31 protein-coding genes and 2 tRNA genes are annotated in these 24,988 nt (G+C 38.4%); 15 read left to right on the top strand and 18 right to left on the bottom strand.

The annotated features are described in order from the left end of the window. Positions 1-2: 2 nt before the first annotated feature. From AB1467_03205 to glyA, 8 genes are all read right to left on the bottom strand, one after another. The gene (locus tag AB1467_03205) at positions 3-230 is read right to left on the bottom strand and encodes a type II toxin-antitoxin system HicA family toxin (GenBank protein MEW6295280.1); all 228 of its coding nucleotides are present in this window, start codon (positions 228-230) and stop codon (positions 3-5) included. A gap of 3 nt (positions 231-233) precedes the next feature. Next, positions 234-491, bottom strand: a complete 258-nt coding sequence (locus tag AB1467_03200) for a type II toxin-antitoxin system HicB family antitoxin (protein MEW6295279.1) — start codon at positions 489-491, stop codon at positions 234-236. 54 nt (positions 492-545) lie between these two features. Continuing rightward, positions 546-731, bottom strand: coding sequence for a hypothetical protein (locus tag AB1467_03195; protein MEW6295278.1), 186 nt, complete (start codon positions 729-731; stop codon positions 546-548). Beyond that, positions 697-1,542 carry a nucleotidyltransferase domain-containing protein gene (locus AB1467_03190; protein MEW6295277.1) on the bottom strand — a complete coding sequence of 282 codons (846 nt, stop codon included), beginning with the start codon at positions 1,540-1,542 and terminating at the stop codon, positions 697-699. The genes AB1467_03195 and AB1467_03190 overlap by 35 nt, the downstream gene beginning before the upstream one ends. A 26-nt stretch (positions 1,543-1,568) precedes the next feature. Further along, a complete protein-coding gene (gene folD, locus AB1467_03185; protein MEW6295276.1) occupies positions 1,569-2,423 on the bottom strand; it encodes a bifunctional methylenetetrahydrofolate dehydrogenase/methenyltetrahydrofolate cyclohydrolase FolD in 855 nt (284 codons plus the stop codon). Positions 2,424-2,453: 30 nt separating this feature from the next. Next, positions 2,454-2,777 (bottom strand): AbrB/MazE/SpoVT family DNA-binding domain-containing protein, encoded by a 324-nt coding sequence (locus AB1467_03180; GenBank protein MEW6295275.1) that lies wholly within the window; start codon positions 2,775-2,777, stop codon positions 2,454-2,456. 6 nt (positions 2,778-2,783) lie between these two features. Beyond that, on the bottom strand, positions 2,784-3,002 hold the full coding sequence (locus tag AB1467_03175; GenBank protein MEW6295274.1) for a DUF4258 domain-containing protein: 219 nt from the start codon (positions 3,000-3,002) through the stop codon (positions 2,784-2,786). Between the two features lie 61 nt (positions 3,003-3,063). Continuing rightward, positions 3,064-4,293: a serine hydroxymethyltransferase gene (glyA, locus tag AB1467_03170; GenBank protein MEW6295273.1), complete on the bottom strand. Its 1,230-nt coding sequence runs from the start codon at positions 4,291-4,293 to the stop codon at positions 3,064-3,066. A gap of 120 nt (positions 4,294-4,413) precedes the next feature. Here glyA and AB1467_03165 point away from each other — a divergent pair, with 120 nt between their 5' ends. Next, a complete protein-coding gene (locus tag AB1467_03165) occupies positions 4,414-4,641 on the top strand; it encodes a hypothetical protein (GenBank protein MEW6295272.1) in 228 nt (75 codons plus the stop codon). A gap of 32 nt (positions 4,642-4,673) precedes the next feature. Next, the gene (locus AB1467_03160; GenBank protein MEW6295271.1) at positions 4,674-4,952 is read left to right on the top strand and encodes a hypothetical protein; all 279 of its coding nucleotides are present in this window, start codon (positions 4,674-4,676) and stop codon (positions 4,950-4,952) included. On the opposite strand, the gene AB1467_03155 is transcribed toward AB1467_03160, so the two are convergent. Continuing rightward, the gene (locus tag AB1467_03155) at positions 4,944-7,574 is read right to left on the bottom strand and encodes a calcium-translocating P-type ATPase, PMCA-type (GenBank protein ID MEW6295270.1); all 2,631 of its coding nucleotides are present in this window, start codon (positions 7,572-7,574) and stop codon (positions 4,944-4,946) included. The genes AB1467_03160 and AB1467_03155 overlap by 9 nt on opposite strands. A gap of 55 nt (positions 7,575-7,629) precedes the next feature. Between AB1467_03155 and AB1467_03150 the strand changes: the two genes are divergently transcribed. Beyond that, positions 7,630-8,406, top strand: coding sequence for a glycosyltransferase (locus AB1467_03150; GenBank protein ID MEW6295269.1), 777 nt, complete (start codon positions 7,630-7,632; stop codon positions 8,404-8,406). Positions 8,407-8,418: 12 nt separating this feature from the next. On the opposite strand, the gene AB1467_03145 is transcribed toward AB1467_03150, so the two are convergent. The 7 genes from AB1467_03145 to AB1467_03115 form a co-directional block, all read right to left on the bottom strand. Beyond that, positions 8,419-8,769: a type II toxin-antitoxin system PemK/MazF family toxin gene (locus tag AB1467_03145; protein MEW6295268.1), complete on the bottom strand. Its 351-nt coding sequence runs from the start codon at positions 8,767-8,769 to the stop codon at positions 8,419-8,421. Continuing rightward, complete coding sequence (locus tag AB1467_03140) at positions 8,750-8,953, bottom strand: hypothetical protein (GenBank protein ID MEW6295267.1); 204 nt, start codon at positions 8,951-8,953, stop codon at positions 8,750-8,752. The genes AB1467_03145 and AB1467_03140 overlap by 20 nt, the downstream gene beginning before the upstream one ends. A gap of 48 nt (positions 8,954-9,001) precedes the next feature. Continuing rightward, positions 9,002-9,718 carry a hypothetical protein gene (locus tag AB1467_03135; GenBank protein MEW6295266.1) on the bottom strand — a complete coding sequence of 239 codons (717 nt, stop codon included), beginning with the start codon at positions 9,716-9,718 and terminating at the stop codon, positions 9,002-9,004. Positions 9,719-9,786: 68 nt separating this feature from the next. Then, complete coding sequence (locus tag AB1467_03130) at positions 9,787-10,731, bottom strand: sodium:calcium antiporter (protein MEW6295265.1); 945 nt, start codon at positions 10,729-10,731, stop codon at positions 9,787-9,789. A gap of 69 nt (positions 10,732-10,800) precedes the next feature. Then, on the bottom strand, positions 10,801-12,099 hold the full coding sequence (locus tag AB1467_03125; protein ID MEW6295264.1) for a folylpolyglutamate synthase/dihydrofolate synthase family protein: 1,299 nt from the start codon (positions 12,097-12,099) through the stop codon (positions 10,801-10,803). 25 nt (positions 12,100-12,124) lie between these two features. Continuing rightward, positions 12,125-12,835, bottom strand: a complete 711-nt coding sequence (thyX, locus tag AB1467_03120) for an FAD-dependent thymidylate synthase (GenBank protein ID MEW6295263.1) — start codon at positions 12,833-12,835, stop codon at positions 12,125-12,127. 19 nt (positions 12,836-12,854) lie between these two features. Beyond that, positions 12,855-13,370 carry a hypothetical protein gene (locus AB1467_03115; protein MEW6295262.1) on the bottom strand — a complete coding sequence of 172 codons (516 nt, stop codon included), beginning with the start codon at positions 13,368-13,370 and terminating at the stop codon, positions 12,855-12,857. A gap of 40 nt (positions 13,371-13,410) precedes the next feature. On the opposite strand from AB1467_03115, the gene AB1467_03110 reads away from it, so the two are divergent. The 4 genes from AB1467_03110 to thrC all read left to right on the top strand — a co-directional run bounded on the left by AB1467_03110 (position 13,411) and on the right by thrC (position 15,789). Next, the gene (locus AB1467_03110; GenBank protein MEW6295261.1) at positions 13,411-13,554 is read left to right on the top strand and encodes a hypothetical protein; all 144 of its coding nucleotides are present in this window, start codon (positions 13,411-13,413) and stop codon (positions 13,552-13,554) included. A 190-nt stretch (positions 13,555-13,744) separates the two neighbouring features. Beyond that, positions 13,745-14,416: a dTMP kinase gene (gene tmk, locus AB1467_03105; GenBank protein ID MEW6295260.1), complete on the top strand. Its 672-nt coding sequence runs from the start codon at positions 13,745-13,747 to the stop codon at positions 14,414-14,416. Beyond that, entirely contained in the window at positions 14,413-14,667 is a 255-nt protein-coding gene (locus AB1467_03100) for a hypothetical protein (GenBank protein MEW6295259.1), read from the top strand. The genes tmk and AB1467_03100 overlap by 4 nt, the downstream gene beginning before the upstream one ends. A 6-nt stretch (positions 14,668-14,673) precedes the next feature. Next, positions 14,674-15,789 carry a threonine synthase gene (thrC, locus tag AB1467_03095; GenBank protein ID MEW6295258.1) on the top strand — a complete coding sequence of 372 codons (1,116 nt, stop codon included), beginning with the start codon at positions 14,674-14,676 and terminating at the stop codon, positions 15,787-15,789. Here thrC and AB1467_03090 read toward each other — a convergent pair. Next, on the bottom strand, positions 15,786-16,160 hold the full coding sequence (locus tag AB1467_03090) for a hypothetical protein (protein MEW6295257.1): 375 nt from the start codon (positions 16,158-16,160) through the stop codon (positions 15,786-15,788). The two genes, thrC and AB1467_03090, sit on opposite strands and share 4 nt — an antisense overlap. A gap of 54 nt (positions 16,161-16,214) precedes the next feature. Here AB1467_03090 and AB1467_03085 point away from each other — a divergent pair, with 54 nt between their 5' ends. The 4 genes from AB1467_03085 (at position 16,215) to AB1467_03070 (ending at position 18,685) form a co-directional block, all read left to right on the top strand. Further along, positions 16,215-16,928: a DUF6498-containing protein gene (locus tag AB1467_03085; GenBank protein MEW6295256.1), complete on the top strand. Its 714-nt coding sequence runs from the start codon at positions 16,215-16,217 to the stop codon at positions 16,926-16,928. Positions 16,929-17,049: 121 nt separating this feature from the next. Beyond that, positions 17,050-17,229, top strand: a tRNA-Ser gene (locus AB1467_03080). A 217-nt stretch (positions 17,230-17,446) separates the two neighbouring features. Next, complete coding sequence (locus tag AB1467_03075) at positions 17,447-17,911, top strand: hypothetical protein (GenBank protein MEW6295255.1); 465 nt, start codon at positions 17,447-17,449, stop codon at positions 17,909-17,911. Positions 17,912-18,127: 216 nt separating this feature from the next. Continuing rightward, positions 18,128-18,685: a peptidylprolyl isomerase gene (locus tag AB1467_03070; GenBank protein MEW6295254.1), complete on the top strand. Its 558-nt coding sequence runs from the start codon at positions 18,128-18,130 to the stop codon at positions 18,683-18,685. On the opposite strand, the gene AB1467_03065 is transcribed toward AB1467_03070, so the two are convergent. Continuing rightward, a complete protein-coding gene (locus AB1467_03065) occupies positions 18,686-18,823 on the bottom strand; it encodes a hypothetical protein (GenBank protein ID MEW6295253.1) in 138 nt (45 codons plus the stop codon). Between the two features lie 61 nt (positions 18,824-18,884). Between AB1467_03065 and AB1467_03060 the strand changes: the two genes are divergently transcribed. The 4 genes from AB1467_03060 (at position 18,885) to carB (ending at position 24,987) form a co-directional block, all read left to right on the top strand. Beyond that, positions 18,885-19,036: transfer RNA gene (locus AB1467_03060), tRNA-Leu, on the top strand. Between the two features lie 35 nt (positions 19,037-19,071). After that, positions 19,072-20,196, top strand: a complete 1,125-nt coding sequence (gene carA, locus AB1467_03055) for a glutamine-hydrolyzing carbamoyl-phosphate synthase small subunit (protein MEW6295252.1) — start codon at positions 19,072-19,074, stop codon at positions 20,194-20,196. A gap of 7 nt (positions 20,197-20,203) precedes the next feature. Further along, positions 20,204-21,625: a hypothetical protein gene (locus AB1467_03050; GenBank protein MEW6295251.1), complete on the top strand. Its 1,422-nt coding sequence runs from the start codon at positions 20,204-20,206 to the stop codon at positions 21,623-21,625. Beyond that, the gene (gene carB / locus AB1467_03045; protein MEW6295250.1) at positions 21,622-24,987 is read left to right on the top strand and encodes a carbamoyl-phosphate synthase (glutamine-hydrolyzing) large subunit; all 3,366 of its coding nucleotides are present in this window, start codon (positions 21,622-21,624) and stop codon (positions 24,985-24,987) included. Before AB1467_03050 ends, carB begins: the two co-directional genes overlap by 4 nt. Position 24,988 lies beyond the last annotated feature (1 nt).

The following is a 24,988-nucleotide window of genomic DNA, read 5'->3' as shown; positions in this document are numbered from 1 at the left end:
TTTCATCTCAGGTGTTCAATTAATTCTTTTCTTATTGTTTTTGATTGTTTCAGTATGCTCAATAATGTTCCCGGCTTTATTGCTTTTTTTATCGGAACAACTACAATCAGGTTTCCTTCACTTGTTTTTTTGTATAATGATACATGGCTTCCTTTTTGCCTTGCAATAGAGAAGCCTTTGGATTGAAGGAATTTAATCATTTCTTTTCCTGAAACAACAGGCAACTTCATGCCTTATGCCTTCAATTTGATTGGGATATTTGTTGCTACAATTTTGGAGCGCTTTTTTGACCCCTTAAGGAGGCCAACAATTTCTTTTGCTTCCTGAATTTCTTTTGCTGTTTCTAGGTACAATTCTGCAGCTTCCTTGATGTTCTTTTTTGCTTCTTCAAAAGTTTCTCCTTGTGAAGCAATTCCAAGCTCTGGGCAGAAAACAGAATAACCCTTCTTCTCTTCTTTGAATACTGCAGTCAAAAATAATTCTTTATCCACACACAATCACTGAATGTATTAATAAAACAAACTGCTTTAAAATTTAAGCTGTTTTTAATTCTTTTCCAGCTTTTTGGCTTTCTTTTGCATTTCTTTCCTGAATTTGCTTATTTCTTTGGGGTAATAGGCCGTTAAATCCCATCTGCCGTTCTTTTGCGCTTTCCTTAGTTTTTCTTCGTGTTCTTTGAGAAGGCGTTCAAATGATTCAATGCTCTTCTTTAGTTTTTTCTTGTCTTTCATGCAGTTTCTCCTTTAATTCCATTAATTTTTTTTGGGCAAAATAAAAAAGTTTTTCTAATTCTTCTATTGAAATTAATGCCTTGGCTTTCTTTTCGTCTCTCTCCTTTCTGTAAACCTCATAGAATTGTTTCACTGAATTTTCTTTTATTCCGCTTTCCTTTTTGATGAATTCCTTGAAAGACTTGTTTGAGTAAGGTCTTTTGTTCAGAATGCATTTAATGAGATAGATGCCTCTGAGCCTTAGAATTAAAGAGTAAACGCTTGCCGTACTATCGGAAAACTTTTTCCCCTCAGTTTTTTCCATTTTAATTAATTCTCTTACAACCTTTAAAGCGCTTTCAGTTGTTTCAATGAACCAATTGAATTTTTTGAAATTGATTTCTGTTTCTTTCAATTCCTGCAGCAATTTTTCATTGATTAAAGATTTTGCCTCCAAAAGCATTGGGTAGAACTCAATAGGGTTTTCTTTCAGTGAATTCTTTAACTGCTGTAATTCAATGCATTGAACATGAAAGTTCTCTTTTTCTTTTATTTTCATTTTTTTGTCTGATACAATTATAAGGTCGACATCAGAGTCTTTCTCCATCTCGTTCCTTGCATAAGAGCCGACAAAAAATGCCCCCACAATATTTTTCAGGGAAGGCTGGATTAGCTGCAGAGCGCTTTCCTCAACCGAAAGGCTCCTTTTAGGCAGGATTACAATTACCTCCCGCCCCCTCCAGGCTTTGGGTGTAAACACAATGCTTCCGTTGCCGAAAGCCATAGCCCTCTTCACCAACTGCTCTTTAACTTCAATATTTGAATAATTCATAGTATATACAATGTATATACAAAAAATTAAAAGCTTTGCCCTTTCAATTGGTTTTTTGCTGCCTGCAGAGTGTTTTCAAGAAGGCAGGCAACTGTCATTGGGCCTACCCCGTGTGGGACTGGAGTAATATAAGAAGCAATCTCTTTTACTTCTTCAAATATTACATCCCCAACAAGTTTTCCGCTCTCTAAGCGGTTGGTGCCTACGTCTATTACTATTGCGCCTTCTTTCACCATTTCTTTTGTGATTAAATTCGGTTTTCCTGCAGCAGAAATCAGTATGTCTGCTTTCTTTGTGTGTTCACTCAGGTTTTTTGTGTGCTTGTGGCAGTAGGTTACAGTGCAGCCTTCATTCAATAGCATTAATCCTAATGGTTTTCCTACAATATTGCTTGCCCCTACAAGGACCGCATTCTTTCCTTTCAATTCAATTCCAGTTTCTTTGAGCAATAGCATTACGCCTTTTGGTGTGCAGCACTCAAATCCTTTCAATCCCAAGGCTATTGAACCGAAATTTTGCGGGTGAAAGCCGTCAACGTCCTTTTCCAGTGCTATATTATTCATTATATGTAATATATTAAGGTGTTTTGGGAGAGGCAATTGAACCAGAATTCCGTTAACCTCCCTGTCTTCGTTCAATTTTTGTATTAATTCAATTAATTGTTTTTGGCTTGTTTTTTCTTCCAGGAAATGGTTTTTTGTTTTAATTCCTGTTTCACTGCAGGCGTCCTCTTTCTTTTTCACGTAAAGCTTTGATGCTTCATTATCTCCGACCATTACAATGGCAAGGGCTGGGGCAATCTTTAATTCTGAAATTTCCTTTTTTACTTTTTCCCTTATTTTTTTTGCTAATTCTTCGCCTGAAAGGATTTTCGCGGGCATGAATAATTAACTCCATTTTATTATAATTTTTTATGCTTCTATAACCAATTTTTTCTTGCCTTCTGGACGAATGAAGACTTTTTTTCCTTCTTTGAAGTTCAGGAATTCCACTATCTTCTTTGGCACTCTTACTATTATGCTGTTCCCGCTATAACCTAAAGTTCCCTCTTGCCCTATGCCCCATAAGCCCAACTGTTTTGCTTTTTTGTCAATTTTGTCTGAAGATTCTTCTGTAAAGAATACTTCTTTGCATTTAGTGCATTTTTCTGCTTCAAATTCCCCGATTTTTACCTCGCCAAAACAATATGGTTCTCTTGATTTTTTCATTTCTCCATTGCATACCGGACACTTCATTTTTTATCACCTTTTCCAGTAAACTGTTATAATAAAATAATTGCAAGGAAACTGCTTGTAGATTACTTCAAATCCGCCAAACGTGGATAATATTTTGTTTCCGAAAGCTCTTTTTGCCCCCCTTAAAATAGCATCAAAAATTTCAAACTTAGATATTCCTGTTTCAATCATCTTGTCTTTTGCGTGAGCTGAAGGGCGAAACTTGCATTTCTCAGGACTTACCATAATATACCAATATATACAAGGAAGTATATTTAAAATTATCCTTTTATAAAAAATTAGCTACTTAGTATATCACAAAGCCTTTGCAGAGCTCTTTTACTTCTTCCCTTATCTTTTTCTTCATTGCCTCGTCTGTTCTGTGTTCAATTGTTTTTGCTATGAGCATTCCAACTTCCTTCATTTCTTTTTCTTTCATTCCTCTTGTTGTAAGGGCAGGCGTGCCTATCCTTATCCCTGAAGGGTCCATTGGCTTTCTTGAATCAAAGGGAATCATGTTCTTGTTGCAGTAAATGCCTGCTTCATCCAATAGGGTTTCTGCTTCTTTTCCAGTAATATTTTTTGGTGTCAGGTCAACGAGCAGCAAATGGTTGTCTGTGCCTCCTGAAACAAGCCTGAAGCCTTGGGCTTGAAGTTCTTCTCCCAAGGCTTTTGCATTCCTTTCAATCTGTCTTGCGTATTCCTTGAATTCAGGCTTGAGTGCTTCCCTGAATGCAACGGCTTTTGCTGCGTTGATATGGTCGTGAGGGCCTCCCTGCAGGCCTGGGAAGACAGCCTTATCAATTTTTTGTGCTAATCCCTCTTTGCACATTATTATTGCGCCTCTTGGGCCCCTTAAGGTTTTATGGGTGGTAGTAGAAACAACGTCAAAGTATGGGACAGGGTTTTCGTGCACTCCTGCAGCGCACAAGCCTGAAATATGAGAAATGTCAGCAAAGCTTATTGCCCCAACCTCTTCTGCAATCTTCTTGAATTCCTTGAAGTCTATTTCCCTTGGATAGGCTGTATAGCCTGAAAGGATTAATTTGGGTTTTTCCTGCAGGGCAATCTTTCTTATTTCGTCATAGTCTATTCTTTCATCTTCTTTTGAGACTCCGTAAGGCACTGCAGTATAATGCTTTCCTGAGAAATTGACTGCGCTTCCGTGGGTTAGGTGGCCTCCCATTGCAAGGCTCATGCCCATGAACTTGTCTTTCAATTCAAGGAGCGCAAAGAATACTGCGTGGTTTGCTGGAGAGCCAGAATAAGGCTGTACATTCACGTGTTCTGCATTGAATAATTTTTTTGCTCTCTCAATTGCCAGGTCTTCTATTACATCTATGAATTCATTGCCTCCATAATATCTCTTGTGGGGATATCCCTCAGAATATTTGTTGGTGAAGATTGAGCCCATTGCTTCTAATACTGCCTTAGAAACATAATTCTCTGAGGCTATGAGTTCAAGGCCTTCCATCTGCCTCTTCTTCTCGTTCTCTAAAGCCCTTGTTATTTCAGAATCAGTTTTTTCTAGGAACATGATAAGTAAAGGATAAAGAAATTATTATTAAATTAATTGTTTTGCTTTTTGTTCTGGCGATTGACGTAGAGAAAGATTTTAATATCTTATGGATATACATGTATATCTGAGAGGGTTGGATTGGGTTTGAACAAGAGAATTTTGTTCAGCACGCATGCAGTTGTTAGGGCAAGGCAGAGGAGAATTTTCCCTGACATGGTCAAAGCATCAATTGACGGGGGAAGAATTGAAAGGTTTGGCTGCAATCAAATCAGATTTGTTAAAGATTACAGGAAAGGAAAGGTTGTGTGCATTGGAGTTGAAGAAAAGGAGTGCATTATAATTAAAACAATTGAATGGAAGCATTGATTTTTATGAAGTGCCAGAAATGCAAGAACAAAATGGTTGAAGAAGAAAGGCTTATGGAAGAGGATGGAATTAAATTCCGGACCTTCAAGTGCCCTAAATGCGGGGAAGAACTAATGGACATGAAGCAGCTGAATGAATTAGCTGAAAAATATCGCGAACTCAAAAAGGCAGAGAAGGTGAAGTTCTCCAAATGGGGAAATTCCATTGCAGTGAGAATCCCAAAAACCTTGGGCAAAGGATTAGGCATAATTCCAGGAAAACATGCCTTAATGCTCAAAGAAAAAGACTGCCTGAAAATTCTGTTAAGGTAATTCTTTTTTTATTTTCATTCCGGTCTTGTTTAATGCAATGCCTCCAATGAATATTACTGCACCGCAGGCTGCTATCTTCGCCCAGTCAATTAAATTCAATGGCACTGAATGGAAGAATATGTTCAATGGAGAATAAATTATTATTAACTGCAGCAGGAATGCTGTTGCCACTGCAGTCTGCAGCCATTTATTGGAGAAAAGGTTCAGCTTATACTGTGTCCTTATAATGTAGGCCATCAACAGCTCGTAAAGCACTACGGCAGTGAATGCTACTGTCTGGGCTTTCTGGGTGCTTTCATTCAAATAAGAATTGAACAATAAAAGCACTGAAGCTGCAATCAGTATGTTCATTGCAGCAATTGTGAAAATTATGTTTTTTGACATTATGCCTTCTTTTGGATTGCGAGGCTTCTTGTGCATTATGCCTCTTTCTGCTGGGTCAAATGACAGGGCCAAAGCAGGAAGGCCGTCAGATACAATATTGATCCACAGCAGTTGGGTTGCAAGCAATGGCAAGGGCTTGAATAAGAGCACTGCAATCAGGATTATTAGAACTTCTGCAATGTTTCCTGAGAGAAGATATGCAATTGATTTCACTATGTTGTCGTAAATTCCTCTTCCTTCTTCTACTGCAGAAACAATGCTTGCAAAGTTGTCGTCTGTTAGAATTATTTCGCTTGACTCTTTGGCTACGTCTGTTCCTGTAATGCCCATTGCAATTCCAATGTCTGCCTTTTTGAGGGCGGGAGCGTCATTTACTCCGTCTCCTGTCATTGCAACAATATGGCCTTTCTCTTTCAATGCATTAATTATTCTGAGCTTGTGCTCTGGATTAACTCTAGCAAAAACAGTTGCTTCAGCAATTATTTCCTTTAATTTCTCCTCGTTCATTTCATCCAATTCCTTTCCTGTTACAGCAATTCCCTCTAAGTCAAGCTGTTTTGCTATTGCCTGTGCTGTAAGGAGATGGTCCCCAGTAATCATTATCACCTTTATTCCTGCTTTCTTGCATAACTGGATTGACTTGAATGCTTCAGGCCTTGGGGCATCAATCATTCCCTGCAGGCCCAAGAAAGTAAAGCCTTCTTCAATGCCTTCTTTTTCAGTTGACATCTCTTTGAAGGCAAAGCCCAATACGCGAAGGGCGTTTGACGCCATTTCTTCTTCTGCCCTGGTTATTTCCTGCTTGTCTCCATAGGAGATAAGCCTTGTGCTGTCATTCAAGTAAATCTTGGAGCATTTTTCAAGAACTTTTTCTGCTGCACCTTTCATGAAAGCATATTTTCTTCCTTCAAACTGGTTTAGTGTGACCATGAACTTCTTCTCTGAAGAGAATGGCACTTCATTCAATCTCTTCCATTCTGCCTTAAGCTTTTTTTCATTAGTGCCTGCCTTTAATGCAACCGAAAGCAAGGCTGTTTCAGTTGGGTCTCCTAATAGAGTGCCCTCTTCTATTGAGGCGTTGTTGCATAATACTGCTGTCCTGAAAAGCAGTTCAAATTCTTGGGGGTTTACTTCAGTGTTTTTTTCTTTGAATCCTTTTTCTGTTACGCCAAAGAATTTGCCGTTATAATAAATGTTAGTTATATTCATTTCGTTTTTTGTTAAGGTGCCTGTCTTGTCAGAGCAGATTACAGTAATTGAGCCTAAGGTTTCTACTGCAGGCAGCCTTCTTATTAATGCATTCCTTTTAATCATTCTCCTTATGCTTAAAGCCAAAGAAATTGTCACTACTGCAGGCAGTCCTTCAGGTATTGCTGCTACAGCAAGGCTTATGGATTCAAGCAATGAGTCAGTTATTCTCTGAATTAATGAAGTGCTTTCAATTCTCAGGAAGAAGAACTGCATGAAGAAAATAAAAGCGCAGATGAGCAGTATAAATACTGCAATCTTTTTTGCTAGCTCATTCAATTTTAATTGCAGTGGGGTAGGCTCTTCTTTTATTGTTTCAATTAATCCTGCAATCTTTCCTATTTCAGTGTTCATTCCTGTTCTTGCTATAATGCCCTTGCCTTCCCCTGTCACAATAACAGTGCCTGAGAAAAGCATGTTTGATTGGTCTGCAATTATGGTTTTTCCTTTAATTGCTTCTGCCTTCTTTTTTACTGGAGTGCTTTCCCCCGTAAGCGATGCCTCTTGTGTTTTGAGCTCGAATGCTTCCAAGAGCCTTATGTCTGCTGGAATTCTTTCTCCTTCCTGTATTAATACAATGTCTCCTGGCACCAAAAGCTCTGATTCAATATGCTTTCTTTTGCCTTCCCTTATCACTGTTGCCTTTAAGCTCATTAACTTCTTTAATTCCTGGATTGATTTGTCTGCCTTGTTTTCCTGGTAGAAGCCAATGAAAGCATTCAAGAGGATTATTGCAGTAATTGCAATTGCATCAATTGTTTCGTTCAAGAGGAGTGCAATTACTGTTGCAGCAATCAAGACCCAGATGAGAACGTTATTGAACTGGGACAGGAAGATGTAAAGCTTTGACTTGGGTTTTTCTTCCTTGAGCCTGTTGAAGCCGTATTCCTGCAGCCTTGCTGCTGCTTCTCTCTCGCTCAATCCCTCTGCTTCACTGGAATTCAGCTCGCTTACAGCCTTTTCTGCTGGAACCTCATAAAATTCAGGCATGCTAAATAGATGGAAGAATAAATTAATAATGATTTATTTTAATATTAATTTCTGTATGCCTGCAAGAACACCTGAAAATTTAAGGTCAGAAAAAATTACTGTAATTGTTCCCGCCTGGAACGAAGAAAAATTAATTGGCAGAGTATTAAATCCTTTGAAGTCATGGCAGAAACAGGACCCTGCAAGAAGGGAGGTTGTATTAATAGATGAAATAGATGACGGCAGCAAGGACAGGACAAGAGAGATTGCAGGAAGAACTGGAGTGAAAGTTATTCACTCAGACCCAATAAAAGGAAAACATTTAGGAAAAGGCCAGGCATTCCTTGCAGGGGCAATTCACGCAAAGCAGAACAATTCCTCAATTCTTGTCACCCTAGACGCAGACATAATAAGGCTTAAACCGATACAGGTAACAAGGCTTGCCTTGGAATTAAAGGAAAGAAAGGTGAACATGCTTACCGCATTACAAAATGAAGGCATGCAATTCTATATAAGGGAGTCCAGCGAGCAGAGGGCATTCAGGATTCAGGCTTTAGAGCCCTTGTTCAGAAGAAAAGCAAAATGGATTGAGGCAGTGAAAGGCTTTGGCTTGGAAGAAGCATTAAACAAATTAATCCGTGAAAAGGGCTATTCAAACCTTATGTTTAATACTGAAAAGCCTTACAGGAAGGACCCCTTAAAACAAGCCAGGGAAAGGTTCAGGGCTCAAGCAATCCTTGAACAAAGAGGAAAACTGGCGCGCAGGATAAGGGACTTGCGCAGCGAAGGAAAGAAAGCTGAAGCCAAATTCCTTCTTAAAAGGCAAAAAAAGAAATTCCGTTTCTTCAGGTGAATTGAAAGGAATTCACAGTTCATACAACTGCTTTATTTTTTGTTTTATTTCTTTCAGTTTTTCGTCTTTGATTTTATCAGGCCTTGCTATAATTTTTTCTTTCATAATAACTACCGGGAAATCAACCATTATTGAGCTTTCTTTATTTAATGTTTTGCCAAAAGTGTTTTCGTTTAAAAGTTTAACATCAAATTGTGTTTTGCTTCCTTGTGATGTCACTTTTAAAACAATAATATCCAAAGATTTTTTGTTGAATTCTGTGCTGCTTACAACCAAAGCTAATCTTCTTTTAACCCCTATTTGTTCTGCAAAAAGAATATCTGCTACAACTAATTCGCCTTGTTTAATATCGGATGAGTTCATCAGCTTCATCCCAGTTTTCTAAGGCATGCTTTAAAGCATATTTTCTCCACGAATCATTTTTTAATTCAAGTTCTTTGGTTTTTCTCTCAATTGCTTTTCTTGCCACCTCAGTCCATTTAATATCAGAATGCTTCTTCATGATTTTATGTAATTGTTCAGGGATAGCCAAAGTCATATTAACCATTAAATCACCTTAAATAAGTATAATAAGTAAAATATAAATATTTATTGTTTACGCCTTGATTTTTGCTGTCTTGAATAGCACATACCTTGCGTCAATGCTTATTATTTCTGAGGGCAGCAAGCGCTCTAGTTTTGCCAGCACTGAATTGAATGCAATGAAAGAAACTGAAATGCCTGCAGCAAAGAGAATCCTTTCATATGCTACAATTGGTATGAGCATCTGCCATTGGCTTGCAGCCATGGGGATAGTGTAAAGCCATACTGTCGAGCCTATTGCGTGCGCTGTAAAAGTCGCGCCAAGGCTTCTGGCAAACAATCTTTTCTTGAAGAACAGGAATGCAATCAATGGAATTAACCAGTATAAGCTGTAATACCATACCTGGCCCCCAATCGGGTGCAAAATGAATAATGCCATGCAGATTAATGGGACAATAGGAATCAAGGCTCCTTTTAATGACTTAACCCCAAATTTACCAAAGTAGTATGCAGCGAAAATCATTGGAGCCAGCCTGAACAAGTTGATGAAATCAAAGGCTTTGCCTGATGCAGTGAATTCAATTAACTGGGCTCCAAGCACTGAGACTGCCCCAAATACTGGGCCCAAAAAAGCACCAGCGATAGGCCCAAAGAACTGGAAGAAAGTGAAGTACTGCTTGTCCGAGCCTATTACCTTGGAGAAGTTTATCTGGTTTGCAATTAAAACCAATAAAACAAACAATCCAATAAAGAAGATTCTTTTTTTTGTAATCATTTTCCTTGAATCCATTTAATTCCGCCAATCCATTTTAATTCTATTAATTAATCCAGGAACATTTTTTATTTGTTTTGCTGGATTCACACTACAGTCATTTTCTCCACAATAAACTGGAACATCAGCAATAGAATGTACATTAAGATTAAGTAAACGCCTTCTCTCTTTGAAATCTTTTTGTTTGAGCCGAATATGAATAAAAGGGCCATCAGCGAGCCTACCATAATTATTCCTGTAAGAACTGTCAATTGAGGGTATTCTGGCCTTATTGGCGAAATCAAAGCAATAATTCCAATAGTGCCTGTGCAGTCAGCAAACACGTTGCCTATGATGTCGCCGAAACCCAGTTCAGCGTGCTTTTTTCTTGAGGCCTGCACTGCCATTGCCAGCTCAGGGATGCATGTGCCTACAGCGAGAATTATTCCCACAAAAAAGAGAGGCAGAAAAAGGATTGAACTCAATTCTTTGCCGGCGTGAGTGATCATGTTTCCTGAAATAAAAACGACTATAAGGCATACTAAAAGAACAGTGAATTCAAAGAAGATATCAGGCTTTTTCTTTATGAAAGGCTGCACTGAAGGGCCATGCAACTTGACAACCCTATAAATGTAAAAAAGGAATGCCAGCAGAAGGATTAAGCCATCCAAGCGGGAGAGCTCTGAATCCCACAGCAAGAGCACAGGCAAGGCAATGAGCAAAACAAGAAACTTTGCCTGCTTTATTGTTGAAGAATGCAGTTTAATGCTCTTTGACAACAGGGCGACAGTTCCAATTATTAATGTAAGATCTGCAATATTTGAACCAAATATTATTCCAAGCCCGAATGAAGGCGTTCCTTCAACTGCAGACATTACTCCAATCACAAGCTCCGGCATTACAGAGATAACCCCAACAAGAAGAAAACTAATTGCAAACTCTGTAAAGCCCAAATACCCTGCAACCCTTATCAGGCTTTTTATGATTTCATTAGCGCTTTTGGCAATTAACACAAAACCAAAAATAATAATGAGCAACTGGTAAAAAACCATTTAATCACTTTATTCCTTGAATTGAAGAAGCGTTTATTTGTTTGATGGGCGTAATAATTATAAAATCTGCTATTTAAAGCTGTTGGTGTAATGATGCCCGCAAGCTTCGCCTAAAACATAATGGCTTCCTGCCACAAGCACAAAATCTTTTTCTGAAGCAGAATTAATTGCCTTCTTCACTGCTTTCGGCACACTTCTTATTACAACAAAATTTTTCTTGTATTTTTTTACTTCTGCTGCAATTCTTTCTGCTTTCATGCCCCTGTACTTTGCCTGAGTTACAATTATTTTATCAGCAGGAGGGATTATGCGCCTGCAGATGCCTTTGATGTCCTTGTCACCTGCAACACCTAAAACAAGAATCAGTTTTTGGGCTTTAATTTTCTTTTTCACTTCTTTTACTGTTCGTGCGAGAGCCTTAAAGCATGCAGGGTTATGGGCTGCATCAAGCACAAGCAAAGGATTTTTTCTTTTCACTTCAAATCTCGCAGGCCACCTGGTTTTTTGCAGGCCTTCAGTAATTGCTTTATATGGGATTTTTTGTTTGAGCAGTTTTACTGCAAGGACTGCAGTGCAGGCGTTCTGCAATTGGTGTTCTCCTAAAAACGGAATGAATAAATTGTATTTCTTTCCAAGAATTTTTGCCTGGAATTTCTGGCCTTTCAGGCTGAATGATTTTCTCTTCCAAGTGCAGTGCTTTCTTAATTCAAATAATTTTGCTTTCTCTTGAACGCACTTCTCTCTTATTTCTTTCAATGCATCTTTTTTTGTCTCTGCTGTCACCACAACATAATTTTGCTTTATTATTCCTGCCTTCTCATGCACAATTTTTTTTATTGTGTTCCCCAGCTCCTTTGTGTGCTCCAAGGAAATGTTTGTGATTACCGCAACCTCGGGTTTTAGGACATTTGTTGCGTCAAGCCTTCCTCCCAAGCCTGTTTCTATTACAGCAAAATCTATTTTCTTTTCTGCAAAATAATTGAATGCAAGAGCTGTAAGCACTTCAAACTGGGTTGGCTGGAATTTTTTGTTTTTTTCCTGCTCTTCTGCAATTAATTTTCTTATTTTATTTATTCCTGTCTTCAATTCCTTTTCATTAATCTTTTTTCCATTCACCTGAATTCTTTCAGTGAAGGACACAAGATGAGGCGAAGTGTACAGCCCTGCATTGAAGCCTGCTTCCCTTAATATTGAGGCAATAAAGGAACATGTTGAGCCTTTGCCGTTTGTTCCTGCAACGTGAACTGAAGAAAAGGAATTCTGGGGGAAATTCAATAATTCAGTTAGCCTCTGGATTCTCTCCAGCCCAAAAACAGTGCCGAATTTGTCAAGGGAATTCAGGTAATTTAATGCATTTGATTCAAGCATAAAAAGTTTATGGAAAAATTTTATTTTAAAGCTGCCTTATTTCCTTCAGCCTTGCGCCATATACTTTATACAAATTGCAGGCATTCTTTCCTTCCCTGCACAAGCCTATTGTCTTGCAGGAAGGCCCGCACTCCTTGAATAAAAGCGGAGCAACCTTCATTACTTCTTCAAGCATTTTTTGCGCTAAAGCCCTAATCTCCCATTGGGCTCTAGTGCACAACCTTTTCTCAAAGAAATTATAGAGAGAACGCGTGTTCATTGTGATTACAATTTTTGTTTCTATTGCATTAGGAAGAATGAATCTTGCGTCCTCTTTTGGGGCATCTTTCACTAACTCGCCGTAAGCCTCTTTTGTTTTCTCTAATGCCTCATTGAATTTCTGCAATGCTTTCTGGTTTCCTTTAATGCTCGGCGGCACAATGAAATTGAAAGAACTTAAGTCGACATATCTCTGGCTTTGCTGTGAATAAGAAGCTATTCTGTGCCTTACTAATTGGTGGGAGCAGGCCCTGCTGATGCCTTCAACTGCAAAAGTGAAGCTTGCGTGCTCTAAGACAGAATGATGGCCCACGTCAATAATGTGATTCAATAATTTTTCTGCCTTCTCTTTTGTCATTCCTTCAACCAATTCATCTATTCCCACCTTATTATAGCACATCTTTGCCCCGAGGGCAGCGGCAATCTCAGGCTCAAAAGTATACCTTAAAAGTTTTACATTCAGTTTTGTTTCAGGCATTTCCCCACCTTTTTTTTGTTCAATTTCCTCCGCCCATCTCTTCAATTTCTTCCAGAATCAAAGCCATGAGCTGACCTAATTTTTCAAATTTTTCTTCTCCTACAATTTTTTTTGTTTTTTCATTAAGTTCTTCTAACCACTTATTGTATTCTCCTTCTGATATCTCTTTTTGAAAAACTTTTTTTCCCATTCTTGAATGTAATACTTCAAGTTTGTATAATTCTTTTTTCTCTGCAGGGGCGAGAAACTTGGCTCTCCTGAATGCTTCTCTTTTTATAATTCGTTCTATAAAATCATTAACTATAAAATTAACTTCACCTGTCAATATCCCTTTCAATCCTTTCTTTTGTGTTATCCTGTTGAGTAATCTTTTTTTTATTTTATTATATGTTATTCTGTCAATGCCTGTTTCTTTCCAGAATAAGGGCGGACTTTTAACCCACTTCTTAAATATTTCTGTATGCAAATTAAAGGCAAGTTGCTCTTCTTTTGTCAGAATTTTTTTAAGCTCGCTAACTAATTTGTCCATTTTCATTTCTTTTTCTCGCTTTTCAATTAATGTTTTGGGATGCAAAATGGAACAATTTGTCAATCCTTTCATAACCTTCTCAAATTCTGCTCTTTTTCTGCCTGTAATCCCGTATTTATTGCAGAAATATGATACAGTAAACCTTGCAATGAATCTTGACTTATGCTCACCTGACTTAGGTGACTTTTGAAGCCTTTCAATTATCTCCCAATATTTCTTTTTTGTCAGCCACTTTTTTTTTGTTCTGCCCCTCACCAAATGCCTTTTTAATTCCCAGAACCTAACTTTGTAAGGATTTACAGCCATTTCAATCAAAAGTATTAATCTAAAGAAAAATTAAAAAACTGATTGAATATTTAATAGAACAGGGGAAAGAAAGAATGAAAGGCAGGATTGTGGTTTTCGAGGGAGTGGATGCTTCAGGCAAAGCAACGCAAGCAAAATTATTCTTTGAGAGAATAAAAAAGGCAGGAAAGAAAGCAGAGCTAAGCTCTTTCCCGCGCTACAACGAATTCTTTGGCTCTCTTGTAGGAAGATATTTGGCTGGAGAATTTGGTTCAAAAGAAGAATTGCCTCCTGAATTCTGTTCTCTTTTATACTCTCTGGACAGATATCACGCAAAAAAAGAAATCCAAGAAAAATTAAAGAAAGGAACAATTCTTGTTTTTGACAGGTACTTCACTGCAAATTATGGCTTCCAGCCAGCAAAATTCAAGGGCAAAAAGCAGAGAGAAGAATTCTTTCAATGGATGAAGGCCCTTGAGTCAAGGATGCCCCAGCCTGACTTGGTGTTCTTCCTTGATGTGCTCCCGCAAATTTCCCGGAAGCTCATGAAAGGAAAAGACAGGGAAAAAGCGTACAGGAAGGGCAGAAAGAAAGACATTTATGAAAGTGATATTGCTTACCAGAACAAAGTGCGAGCGATGTTTCTGCATTTGTGCAGGAAAGAAAAGAATTGGAGTAGAATTAATTGTGTGAGAGGAAACAAGCTGAAGTCAAGGGAAGAAATCCACTCTGAAGTGTGGAAGAAAGCACAAAAGATTTTGAAGTGAAAGAAATTGTGAGAAAGTTAAGGCCTATAATAAAAGGAAAAAAATTCAAAGGCTCGCACAGATACAGGGCGCTAAGGCACACTACAACAAGGGAATTACAACTGCTGATTTCGTCAGGCCAAAAAAGGCCTGAAAGCAAAGGAAAAAGGAAAATGCCTGGACAGTTTACAGAAGAATTCTTGAAGGAAATGCAGGAAAAAGGAATTCCTGTGGATTATGATCGGCTAATAAAAAAAGGAAAAAAGAAGTGAATCTTAATGCACGCAAAAAACTTCGTCTGCTTTAAGTGCGGGAGAGAGTATTCAATGGAGCCCGTGCTCTTTGAGTGCCCTTCCTGCAATTATTCCCTGGACATTGAATACAATTACTCTGAGTTAAGGAAGCTGGTGAAGAGATATGAATTCCTCAATGATCAAATAAGGCACTGGAAGTACTGGATGTTCTACCCAATAAAAGACTTGTCAAAGATAGTGTCACTGCAGGAGGGGGGCACGCCATTAATTCACTCTAACAAAATAAGGGATTATCACTTCAAGTTTGAAGGCTCTAATCCTACTGGCTCTTTCAAGGATCGAGGGTCAACAGTTGAGGTATCAAAAGCATTGGAGTTGGGAGTGAAAGAGATTGCTTGCGCTTCAACAGGGAACATGGGGGCATCAATTGCAGCTTATTCTGCGAAAGCAGGAATTAATGCAACAATCTTTGTGCCAGGCTTTGCTACAAAAGAGAAGTTTGCCCAGATTTCAGCTCACGGAGCAAGAATTGTTAGAGTGAAAGGCTCTTACGATGACGCAGTGAAGAAAACAAAGCAATTGAAGAAAAAAAGAAATGTTTATTTGATGGGAGACTATCCCTTCAGAGGAGAAGGAGAGAAAAGCATTGCATTCGAGGTAATAGAGCAATTGAATTACGAGGTTCCAGACTTCATTGTCTCTCCCATCGGAAACGGCACCCTAATTTACTCAGTATTCAAGGGATTGAATGAATTCAGGAAAGCAGGACTAATAAAAAAAATTCCTAGAATTGTCGGAGTGCAAGTGAACAAGTGCTCTCCAGTAGTAAAAGCATGGAAGAACAATTTGAAAGAAATTCTAGTAATAAAGAATTTCTCCACTATTGCTACTGCAATTGCCTGCGGTAACCCTGTTGACGGACTAGAAGCATTGCACGCAATAAAAGCCTCAAAAGGCTTGGCCGAAGAAGTGACAGAAAAAGAAATCCTTTCAGCCCAAAAAGAATTAGGAAAAGAAGGCCTTTACGCAGAGCCTTCAGGTGCAGTCTCTTTTGCAGGAGCAAAGAAATTGGGACTAAAGGGAAGGGTTGCCTGCATTGTAACAGGCCACGGCCTCAAAGACACAAAAAAATACTCTTAATTCTTTTCTTTTTTTTCAATGAATTTCTTAAAGTGTTTTTCAACGTCAAAGTATTTTTTGAAGTATTTCTGGTAGAAGTCCCAGTAAATTTGATAAGAGCAAGCAAGAAGGTATGCATTGAATGCAATCAAAAAAAGACCTAAAGCCCTTGCCGCAGTGCAGTAAAATCCTGTCCCGCAGAAGAATATCTTGAGGGCGTAATATGCTGCAATTCCTGGGGCAGTCACTATAACATAAAATACAATTAAGGGCAGGACATCAAAATTTACTCCAAGAAGTATTTCAATGCCTGCAACAATCATTGGAAGCATTAACACAATGAACAATGCAATCTTGATCTTGTTTGGCTTGAAAAGCCTTTTGAGATACATTCACTATCTATTAGAGGGTTAAACTTTTTAAGGGAAAAAGTGTATTATTAGCAAATGAATGTGAATTTGAGTAACTTCAAGGACATTTCCTTTTATCCTTCAGCCATAGTCCTAATCATATTCAATCTAATTCCATTGTTTGGAGTGCTATTTTACGGCTGGAATACAACAGAAATACTTTTACTGTACTGGAGTGAAAGCGCAATAATCGGCTTCTACACAATACTGAAAATGCTCCTAGCAAAAGGTGCCATAAACCTTCAGAATCTTCAGCAGGCAGACGGAAAGCCTGTAATAAAAATAAACTTAGCTGGGGCAACCCCTGAAGAAACAGCAGAAAAAAAATCTTTCATAATTAAAATTTTTTTGGTGGTTTTCTTCTGCATTCACTACGGCATATTCATGGCAGCTCACCTATTTGCCATATTATTTTTAGTAATATTCAGGGCATTCTTCAGCTTTTTTTTCAATTTAAGGGCAAGCATTCACGGCTTTGAAACAATTTTCTTTAATGTGCTCATTGCATTTGTTTTCCTGTTCATAAGCCATGGAATCTCTTTCATTACAAATTATGTGGGGAGAAAAGAATACGAGAAAGCCAGTCCAACAACATTAATGTTTTCCCCTTACCCGAGAATAATTGTAATGCAGGCAGCGCTCATTTTCGGTGCAATTATAAGCGCTCCAGTCCTCATACTTGTCATAGGCAAAATCGTGCTTGACCTCTATGCCCACATCTCAGAAAGAAAGCGCTTTCAAACCAACTGAATAAAAAACATTTTCAACCAAAATAATTCTAAAGCGAAACAGCACTATCGAGCGAATGCGAAGATAGTGCCCGCACGTCAACCGGCGTGAGGGAGGTATTGGAACCGCAAGGTTCTGATTTGCGGAGGTGGCCCAGTCTGGTTACGGCGAGAGCCTGCTACTGCCCCTTCTTTTCTTTAGGAAAGAAAAGAAGCTGCAAGTTGCCGGAAGAAAAGAAACGGCAGGTTGCCCAAAAAAGAAAAATGGTAAGCAGTTAGCTCTTGGGCGAAAGCCCGCGCGAGTTCGAATCTCGCCCTCCGCGTTCCCTTTTTTTTATGATAACCTTTTATAAATAAACTTTATTTGGCTATGTTGTTGGGTGCGAGCATTATTTTGCTTGGCTGCACGCAGCAGCAAACAGCTCAGGAAGCTCTGCATTTCAGTACGTCTGCTCTGACGGGACAGTTGTTCTAAATAAAGCCTTGTGCCCTGTTACTGAACCTGAACCTAAAGCAGAAGATCTAAGTGTTGAGACGCAATTGAGTGTTTGCACTGGCATGCCTTCGGCTCAAGGAGGCTCACTTGAAGACTTGTGCATTGTTGGCCTTGCAGCAAAACTTAAGGACACTTCTCTGTGCAAAAAAGTAAGCAAGGATGTACGCCTTTCCTGCTACGCATTAGTTGCTGAAGTGAAAGGCGATCCAGCTGTATGCAAAGAAGCAGAATTAAGTGAAGACCAATGCTATAACCAATACGCAACAGACAAAAGAGATGCTGTAGTCTGCGAGAAAATCAAGGATGTCAGCAATAAAGACAATTGTTATCTCAACATGGCTCAGCGCTTTGGTGATTCCACTTACTGGGAAAAAATAGTGAGCAGCATCCAGAAACAAAGTTGTCTGGACATGATGCAGAACAAACTTCAAATAGGATACCCAGCAAATAATTCCAGAATTCAAGTAACCGGCTACTTTCAGTTTAAGTTAGCTAAGAGGAGGGCCTGAAAAAAATTTTGCTTTATTTTTTCTTTTTAGGTGGAAGCCAATTCCCCAATTTTATAATTTTACCAAAAACACTTGCATGCTTTTCTGAAGGCGCTGTATTGATTATGTGGTCTGCAAGTTTGCCCATCTGTGTTGGGTTTAATTTTCTGCTGAATTTAGGGGGCATACTAATAAAATGTCTTTTCTTTTTAATATATTATGCCCAAAATTAATTGTATGAGGCAAAAAAAGTATTTTGTATTTCTTGCTTTGGTGCTGCTGATTCTTTCAGTGGGGTGCACTCAAGGAAACAATAATCCTTCTGATGCGAACAAAACAACAGACGAAAATAAATTTGACCCTCTTGCATCGCAGGCTTTTGTTGGCGACACAGTGAAAGTGGAATATGAAGGCAGTTTTCCGGACGGGAATGTCTTTGACAAGAGCGCTCCAGGAAAGCCTTTGGAATTCGTTTTAGGTGCAGGCCAGCTAATAAAAGGATTTGAGGCAGCAGTAATTGGAATGAAATTGAATAAACAAAAGACAATTACTTTGGAGCCAAAGGACGCTTACGGAGAATATGACCCTGACTTGATTTGGAGCATCAGCACAAAGGAATTGAATGATGTAATGATAAAGCCAAAGATTGGGATGATACTGAAGGTTGAAGGAAGGCCCGGGACAGTGATTGCAACAGACGAAAACATCACCAAAGTGGACATGAATCCAGCACTAGCAGGAAAAACCCTGGTATTCAAGATCAAATTAGTTGGAATAACAAAAGCAAAGAAATAATTATTTTTTGTCTCTTCTTTTCTCTAATTGGTCTCCTTTCTTTATTATTCTCGCAAGAAAATTGATGTGTTTTTTGTCAGGCTTGCTAAAAATAATTCTATTCAGGTCTGGAGCAGGAAGCTTTGGTTTTTTTATCATAATAGAATTAACTGCCTTGCGGTTTATATTTTTATACTTTTCACTGCAAAGATTTTTCCATGCAGGGGTACCCAAGCGGCCTACGGGACCAGACTCAAGAAACCTTTTCTTTCTTTTTAGAAAAAGAAAAGAAAACGTTTATGAAAAGAAAGAAAAAGAATTGGGAGATCTGGCGGCTTAGTGCCTTCGGGGGTTCGAATCCTCCCCCCTGCATGCAGAAAGTTTAAATAGTTTTTTCTACAAGTTCCTTGTGGGTTTTTATTTTTTCGCGAGAGGAAGCCCGAAAGAAAGCAAAAGAAATTGCGATTCTTGTTCTTGAAGACGGTAGCATTTATTACGGGAAAGCATTCGGCTCTAATTCAAGGGCTTCAGGGGAAATAGTGTTCAATACAGGAATGGTAGGATACACTGAAGCAATAACTGACCCTTCATATTACGGGCAGATTCTGTGCCAGACCTACCCTCTAATAGGAAATTATGGTGTAAGCAGTAAAGACTTTGAGTCTGATGCACCAAAAATTGCCGGATACATTGTAAGAGAATTGTGCGAAAGGCCGTCGCATTATTCCTCTGAAATGAATTTGAGTGAATGGCTGAAGAAGGAAAGAATTCCTGGAATTCAAGGCATTGACACAAGGCAGTTAACAAAGGCTTTAAGGGAGAAAGGCACAATGCTTGGAATTTTAAGTGCGGGAAAGGAAGTGGATGAAGAAGAGCTCCTGAAAGAGGCAGCAAGAATTGAGGACCCGAATGAAAGGGATTTGGTTGCAGAAGTGACAATAAAAAAGGAAATATTTTATGAGGGCAAAGGGAAAAGGATTGTGGTAATTGACTGCGGCTGCAAGGAGAATATAATCAGGAATCTGCAGAAGAGGGATGTGAAGGTAATTAGGGTTCCTGCAAATTTTTCAGCAGAAAAAATTTTGTCTTTCAATCCTGATGGAATATTAATTTCCAATGGCCCAGGAGACCCAAAAAAAATTAATTACGTTGTGGAAACAGCGGGAAAACTGATTGAATATAAAGTGCCTTTGTTTGGAATATGCTTGGGCAACCAGGTGCTTGCAAGGGCTTTGGGTGCTGACACTTTCAAGCTAAAGTTTGGGCACAGGGGCCAGAATCATCCTGTAATTGAATTGAATGGAGGAAAATGCCATATTACTTCCCAAAACCACGGCTTTGCTGTAAAAGCTGAATCCCTTGAAGGAAAAGCTGAGGTAACTTACTTGAATGCAAATGACGGGACAGTGGAAGGGATTGAGAACAAAAAAAAGAAATTGTTTGGAGTGCAATTTCATCCAGAATTTTGTCCTGGCCCCACTGATACTGAGTTTCTTTTTGACAAATTTGTTAAAATTATAAGAGGGAAGTAAGATGTTCATGGGAGATGTGCTCTTTGAAAACGATTTTAAAATACAAGCAACTTTTTTATTTATTAGATCAGAGATGAATATTTGGATTGAAGAGCATATTAAAGAATTAAAATGTTTGTCCGAAAATGGCGTGACTGATAAAAAAATAGCTAATGAGCTTTCCATTAAATTTAATAAAAACTTTTCTCAAGGCGGTGTAAAGAAAAAAAGACAAAAATTAAAAATATTTAAGATACCCAAAAAACTAATTGATGAAACTACTTTTTATATAAAAGTAAAAAAAAGAAAAATTCATGCGGGGTATAGCCCTGCGTATTTTCCTATTGAGCTTGCAAAAAAAGTTTGCTTAAAAGATAAAGATATTATTATTTGCAAATTAAAAGGGATAACGTTTGTTTCAAAAATAAAAAAAACTGAAAGAAAAGATAGAAATAATGATTATTTTAAATTTTATATCCCATATGGGCTGTTGCAATCTAACTCTGATCAAGCAGAAGAAAAAGTAATATTCCTTAAAAAAATTGAGGATTATAGTAATCCGAATTTAGAGCCCTTAATTGAAAAAGGGGGCGATATTTTCATTGACCTGTATGTTCTTAAATTAAAAAGCACTAATAGAATTAAAGCATTTTTAAATGCAGGCAAGTTGTGGGTGTGGTCCGGGCGAGTCGGAACCCATGTTGAATTACCACGTTATATCAAATTGAATGAAAAATTAGTTCAATCACTAGGACTTTTTCAAGGAGAAGGAAGTAAAAACAATTTAAGGCGAGTTGAAATTGTAAATTCAGATTTTAACTTAATAAATTTATTTTTGGAATGCTTTGAAGAAAACTTTTTAGCACCACGAGTTAAATGGAGGGCAAAAATAATTTATACAAACTTAAAAAAATCACTTCAAAAAGAAAAAAAGTTTAAGAAAATATGGAGCAAACAGATTAATATTCCATTTGTTAATTTCACCAAAACAAAGTTATTTGTAGGTAACCCAATTGCTGAGTGTGGTTCTCTGCACTTATATTTGCCAGATGTTGTTTTCAGAGAAGTTTGGTTTAGTATCTTAAATAATATTACCCTTTTTTTAACGAAGAAGATCGATTATTCTAAATGGTTTATGCAAGGAGTTTTGGCAGCAGATGGCTCACCAATAATCTCAAATAGTAATTTGGATTATATACAAATTAGAATTGAAAACCAGAAGGAAATAGATTTGTATTCACAAGCCTTAAAAAAGTTGGGCATTACTATAAACTCAAACTTAAAGTATAAATCAATAAAAATACAGCGTCAGCAAAACCTACTCAATGTTTTTAACCATAAACTATTTAACCTACATAAAAAACGTAATTTTAAATTTTTAAATGGATTATACAATAAAAAAAGAATTCAACCATTTTTACCAAACAGAAAGGAGGCATTTGGTCTGTGAAACCAGCCAAAGTTTTACTTTTAGGCTCTGGAGGCATTAGAATTGGCCAGGCGGCAGAATTTGATTATTCTGGCTCGCAGGCATTAAAGGCATTAAAAGAGGAAGGCATTGAGACTGTATTGGTGAACCCTAATATTGCTACAATTCAAACATCAGAGCTTGCAGACAAGGTTTATCTTGAGCCTATTACCCCTGAATTTCTAGAGAAAATAATTGAATTGGAGAAGCCTGATGGAATTCTCTTGAGTTTTGGAGGCCAGACAGCATTGAATGCTGGAGTGAAATTAGAGGAGAAAGGAATTCTGAAGAAGCATGGAGTGAAGGTTTTAGGCACAGGGATTGAAGTAATTAAGAAAACAGAGGACAGGGAGGAATTCAAGAAGGCAATGAAGGAAGCTGATGTTTCTGTCCCTGAGAGCAGGACTGCAATTTCTGTCAAGAGCGCATTGGAGGCAGCAGGAAAGATTGGGTATCCGGTAATTGTAAGGCCTGCTTATACTTTGGGTGGGTTAGGGTCGGACATTGCATGGAATGAAGAAGAATTAGAGAAGATTGCAGGGATTGGATTAAAGCATTCAATGATAGGCCAAGTCCTAATAGAAAAATATCTTTTTCACTGGAAGGAATTGGAGTACGAGGTAGTAAGGGACTCGAGCGACAACTGCATTACTGTCTGCAATATGGAGAACCTTGACCCTTTAGGCATTCATACTGGAGACTCAATTGTTGTTGCTCCATCGCAGACTTTAACAAACAAGGAATATCATCTGCTCAGGAGCGCTGCAATAAGGGTTATAAGGTCATTAAAAATTGTGGGGGAGTGCAATATTCAGTTTGCATTGGATCCTAAAAGCCAGCAGTATTATGCAATTGAAGTCAATGCAAGGCTGAGCAGGAGCTCTGCTCTTGCAAGCAAGGCTACTGGTTACCCTTTAGCTTACATTGCAGCAAAGCTTGCAGTGGGATTCACTCTCCCTGAATTATTGAACAAGGTGACTGGAGCAACAAAAGCCTGCTTTGAGCCTGCACTGGATTACATTGTAGTAAAGATTCCGAGATGGGAGTTCCAGAAATTTTCTGGAGTGAACAGGAGGATTGGGAGCCAGATGAAGGCAATAGGAGAGGTAATGGCCATTGGCAGGAATTTCGAGGAGGCATTACAGAAGGCAGTGAGAATGCTTGAAATAGGAAGGGAATTAATTGAGGAAGAGAAAATTGAAATAAGAAAACTGGAGGAAGAATTAAGGCATCCTACAGACCAAAGGCTTTTTGCAATTGTTCAGGCAGTAAGGCAGGGAATGAAAATTGAAAGAATCCATGAACTATCAGGGGTGGATGAATGGTTTTTGCATAAAATAAAAAATATTGCTTCAATGCACAGTAAATTAAAGAAACTGAATTTCTCCAATGAAGATTTTCCTGAAGTTCTTTCACAGGCAAAAAAATTAGGTTTCTCGGACAAAAAGATTGCAGGAATGCTGAATGCATCCCAGGAAAAGATAAGAGAGCTCAGAAAGCATTACGGGATAATTCCTGTAGTAAAACAGATTGACACACTTGCAGCAGAATGGCCTGCGAAAACCAATTACCTTTATTTCACTTATAATGGAACAGAGAACGACATTGATTTTTCTGACAGCGCTAAAGCATTGGTGTTAGGTGCAGGCCCTATAAGGATTGGCTCGAGCGTTGAATTCGACTGGTGCACAATGAACTGCGTGTGGGGCCTAAAAGAAAAAGGACTGAAGGCAATCGTGCTGAACTGCAACCCGGAGACTGTTTCCACAGACTATGACATGTCAGACAAGCTTTATTTTGAGGAAATTACTTTGGAGAGGGTGCTTGACATAATTGAAAAAGAGAATCCTTTTGGGGTAGTTGTTTCAGTTGGAGGCCAGACATCAAACAACCTTGCATTCTCTCTCGCAAAGAGAGGCATCCACATCCTTGGGACATTTGGAAGGGACATTGATTCAGCAGAGAACAGGCAGAAGTTTTCTTCTTTACTTGATGAATTGGGCATTGCACAGCCTGAGTGGAAGAGCCTTGCTTCACTAAAGGAAATCAAGGCCTTCTCGAAAAAAATAGGCTTTCCTGTAATTGTGAGGCCGAGCTATGTCCTTTCAGGGTCTGCGATGAAGGTTGCATTCAACCAGAAGGAACTAAAAGAATACGTTAAGGGCGCTGTAATTGTTTCAAAAGACTGCCCTATTGTGATTTCAAAATTCTTGACTGCAATGGAGTGCGAGGTTGATGGAGTATCTGACGGAAAGAATGTATTCATTGGAGCAATAATAGAGCACATAGAGAGAGCAGGAGTGCATTCAGGAGATGCAAGCATGGTTATTCCGCCCCAAAGTCTTTCAGAGGAAATACAAGAAAAAATAAGGGATTACACTAAAAGGATTGCACAGTCTTTGGGCATAAAAGGCCCATTCAACATGCAGTATTTAGTGAAGGACAGAGAAATATTTGTTATTGAATGCAATTTGAGGGCTTCAAGGTCAATGCCTTTCACTAGCAAGACAATTGGAGTGAATTTAATCAAATTAGCAACAAAATGCATGTTAGGGGAAGCACTGCATGAAACTGAACCTAAAATTGCAGGCGTGTGCTCAATCAAGGTTCCAATGTTTTCGTGGTCAAGGTTAGGGGGAATAGACCCCAAACTTTCAGTTGAAATGAATTCAACAGGGGAAATTGCCTGCTTAGGAGAAAGCTTTGAGGAAGCCTTCCTGAAAGCATTGATTGCAATAGAGCAGAGCTTTCCTTTCTCTCTTGAAGGCAAAGCCAAAGGAACCGTGTTCATAAAAGGTGTTGAAGAAAAATTTATTGAAAGAATTAAAGGAATTGGCTTTAATTCAACAAAAGAATTTGATGCTGAAAGAATGCCTGAAATTGTAATTGACTTAGAGAAAGAAAGCTCTATAAGAAAGAAGGCTGCAGAGTACGGCATTCCAGTAATTTCAGAATTCAATACAGCTGAAGCCTTTGTGAAGAGCTTAGAGGCAAAACCCTCTCTTAACCCGAAAAGCTTGAAAGAATACTGGAGGTTGTCTGGAATGGAGAAAGAATACAAAATAAACAAGATCGAGAATGGTACAGTAATAGACCATATAGCACAGAACAGGGCCTTGGACATCATTGAAGCCTTAAACATTAAGAGAAAGTATCCAAATTCTACAATCAGCATGGTTACAAACATTCACAGCAAGAAATTTGGAGTGAAAGACATGCTGAAAATTGAAGGAAAGGTTCTCTCGCAGAAAGAAATCCAGAAGATAGCAAGGATTTCCCCCAAAGCCACAGTAAACATAATCAAAGACTACGAAGTAATAAAAAAGATTGAATTAGGGAAATAAA

It is taken from the genome of Candidatus Diapherotrites archaeon (genome assembly GCA_040755695.1).
In the GTDB taxonomy this organism is placed as follows: domain Archaea; phylum Iainarchaeota; class Iainarchaeia; order Iainarchaeales; family 1-14-0-10-31-34; genus JBFMAK01.
The sequence above is the reverse complement of the archived record's forward strand: the minus strand, read 5'-3'. Positions and strand labels throughout refer to the sequence as shown.

Coding starts and splice junctions, on each gene's coding strand:
- AB1467_03205 (MEW6295280.1), bottom strand. CDS start 230: ATGAAGTTGCCTGTTGTTTCAGGAAAAGAAATGATTAAATTCCTTCAA.
- AB1467_03195 (MEW6295278.1), bottom strand. CDS start 731: ATGAAAGACAAGAAAAAACTAAAGAAGAGCATTGAATCATTTGAACGC.
- AB1467_03190 (MEW6295277.1), bottom strand. CDS start 1,542: ATGAATTATTCAAATATTGAAGTTAAAGAGCAGTTGGTGAAGAGGGCT.
- folD (MEW6295276.1), bottom strand. CDS start 2,423: ATGCCCGCGAAAATCCTTTCAGGCGAAGAATTAGCAAAAAAAATAAGG.
- AB1467_03180 (MEW6295275.1), bottom strand. CDS start 2,777: ATGAAGTGTCCGGTATGCAATGGAGAAATGAAAAAATCAAGAGAACCA.
- AB1467_03175 (MEW6295274.1), bottom strand. CDS start 3,002: ATGGTAAGTCCTGAGAAATGCAAGTTTCGCCCTTCAGCTCACGCAAAA.
- glyA (MEW6295273.1), bottom strand. CDS start 4,293: ATGTTCCTAGAAAAAACTGATTCTGAAATAACAAGGGCTTTAGAGAAC.
- AB1467_03160 (MEW6295271.1), top strand. CDS start 4,674: ATGGTTGAAGAAGAAAGGCTTATGGAAGAGGATGGAATTAAATTCCGG.
- AB1467_03155 (MEW6295270.1), bottom strand. CDS start 7,574: ATGCCTGAATTTTATGAGGTTCCAGCAGAAAAGGCTGTAAGCGAGCTG.
- AB1467_03150 (MEW6295269.1), top strand. CDS start 7,630: ATGCCTGCAAGAACACCTGAAAATTTAAGGTCAGAAAAAATTACTGTA.
- AB1467_03145 (MEW6295268.1), bottom strand. CDS start 8,769: ATGAACTCATCCGATATTAAACAAGGCGAATTAGTTGTAGCAGATATT.
- AB1467_03140 (MEW6295267.1), bottom strand. CDS start 8,953: ATGGTTAATATGACTTTGGCTATCCCTGAACAATTACATAAAATCATG.
- AB1467_03135 (MEW6295266.1), bottom strand. CDS start 9,718: ATGGATTCAAGGAAAATGATTACAAAAAAAAGAATCTTCTTTATTGGA.
- AB1467_03130 (MEW6295265.1), bottom strand. CDS start 10,731: ATGGTTTTTTACCAGTTGCTCATTATTATTTTTGGTTTTGTGTTAATT.
- AB1467_03125 (MEW6295264.1), bottom strand. CDS start 12,099: ATGCTTGAATCAAATGCATTAAATTACCTGAATTCCCTTGACAAATTC.
- thyX (MEW6295263.1), bottom strand. CDS start 12,835: ATGCCTGAAACAAAACTGAATGTAAAACTTTTAAGGTATACTTTTGAG.
- AB1467_03115 (MEW6295262.1), bottom strand. CDS start 13,370: ATGAAAATGGACAAATTAGTTAGCGAGCTTAAAAAAATTCTGACAAAA.
- AB1467_03110 (MEW6295261.1), top strand. CDS start 13,411: ATGGAACAATTTGTCAATCCTTTCATAACCTTCTCAAATTCTGCTCTT.
- tmk (MEW6295260.1), top strand. CDS start 13,745: ATGAAAGGCAGGATTGTGGTTTTCGAGGGAGTGGATGCTTCAGGCAAA.
- thrC (MEW6295258.1), top strand. CDS start 14,674: ATGCACGCAAAAAACTTCGTCTGCTTTAAGTGCGGGAGAGAGTATTCA.
- AB1467_03090 (MEW6295257.1), bottom strand. CDS start 16,160: ATGTATCTCAAAAGGCTTTTCAAGCCAAACAAGATCAAGATTGCATTG.
- AB1467_03085 (MEW6295256.1), top strand. CDS start 16,215: ATGAATGTGAATTTGAGTAACTTCAAGGACATTTCCTTTTATCCTTCA.
- AB1467_03070 (MEW6295254.1), top strand. CDS start 18,128: ATGAGGCAAAAAAAGTATTTTGTATTTCTTGCTTTGGTGCTGCTGATT.
- AB1467_03065 (MEW6295253.1), bottom strand. CDS start 18,823: ATGATAAAAAAACCAAAGCTTCCTGCTCCAGACCTGAATAGAATTATT.
- AB1467_03050 (MEW6295251.1), top strand. CDS start 20,204: ATGGGAGATGTGCTCTTTGAAAACGATTTTAAAATACAAGCAACTTTT.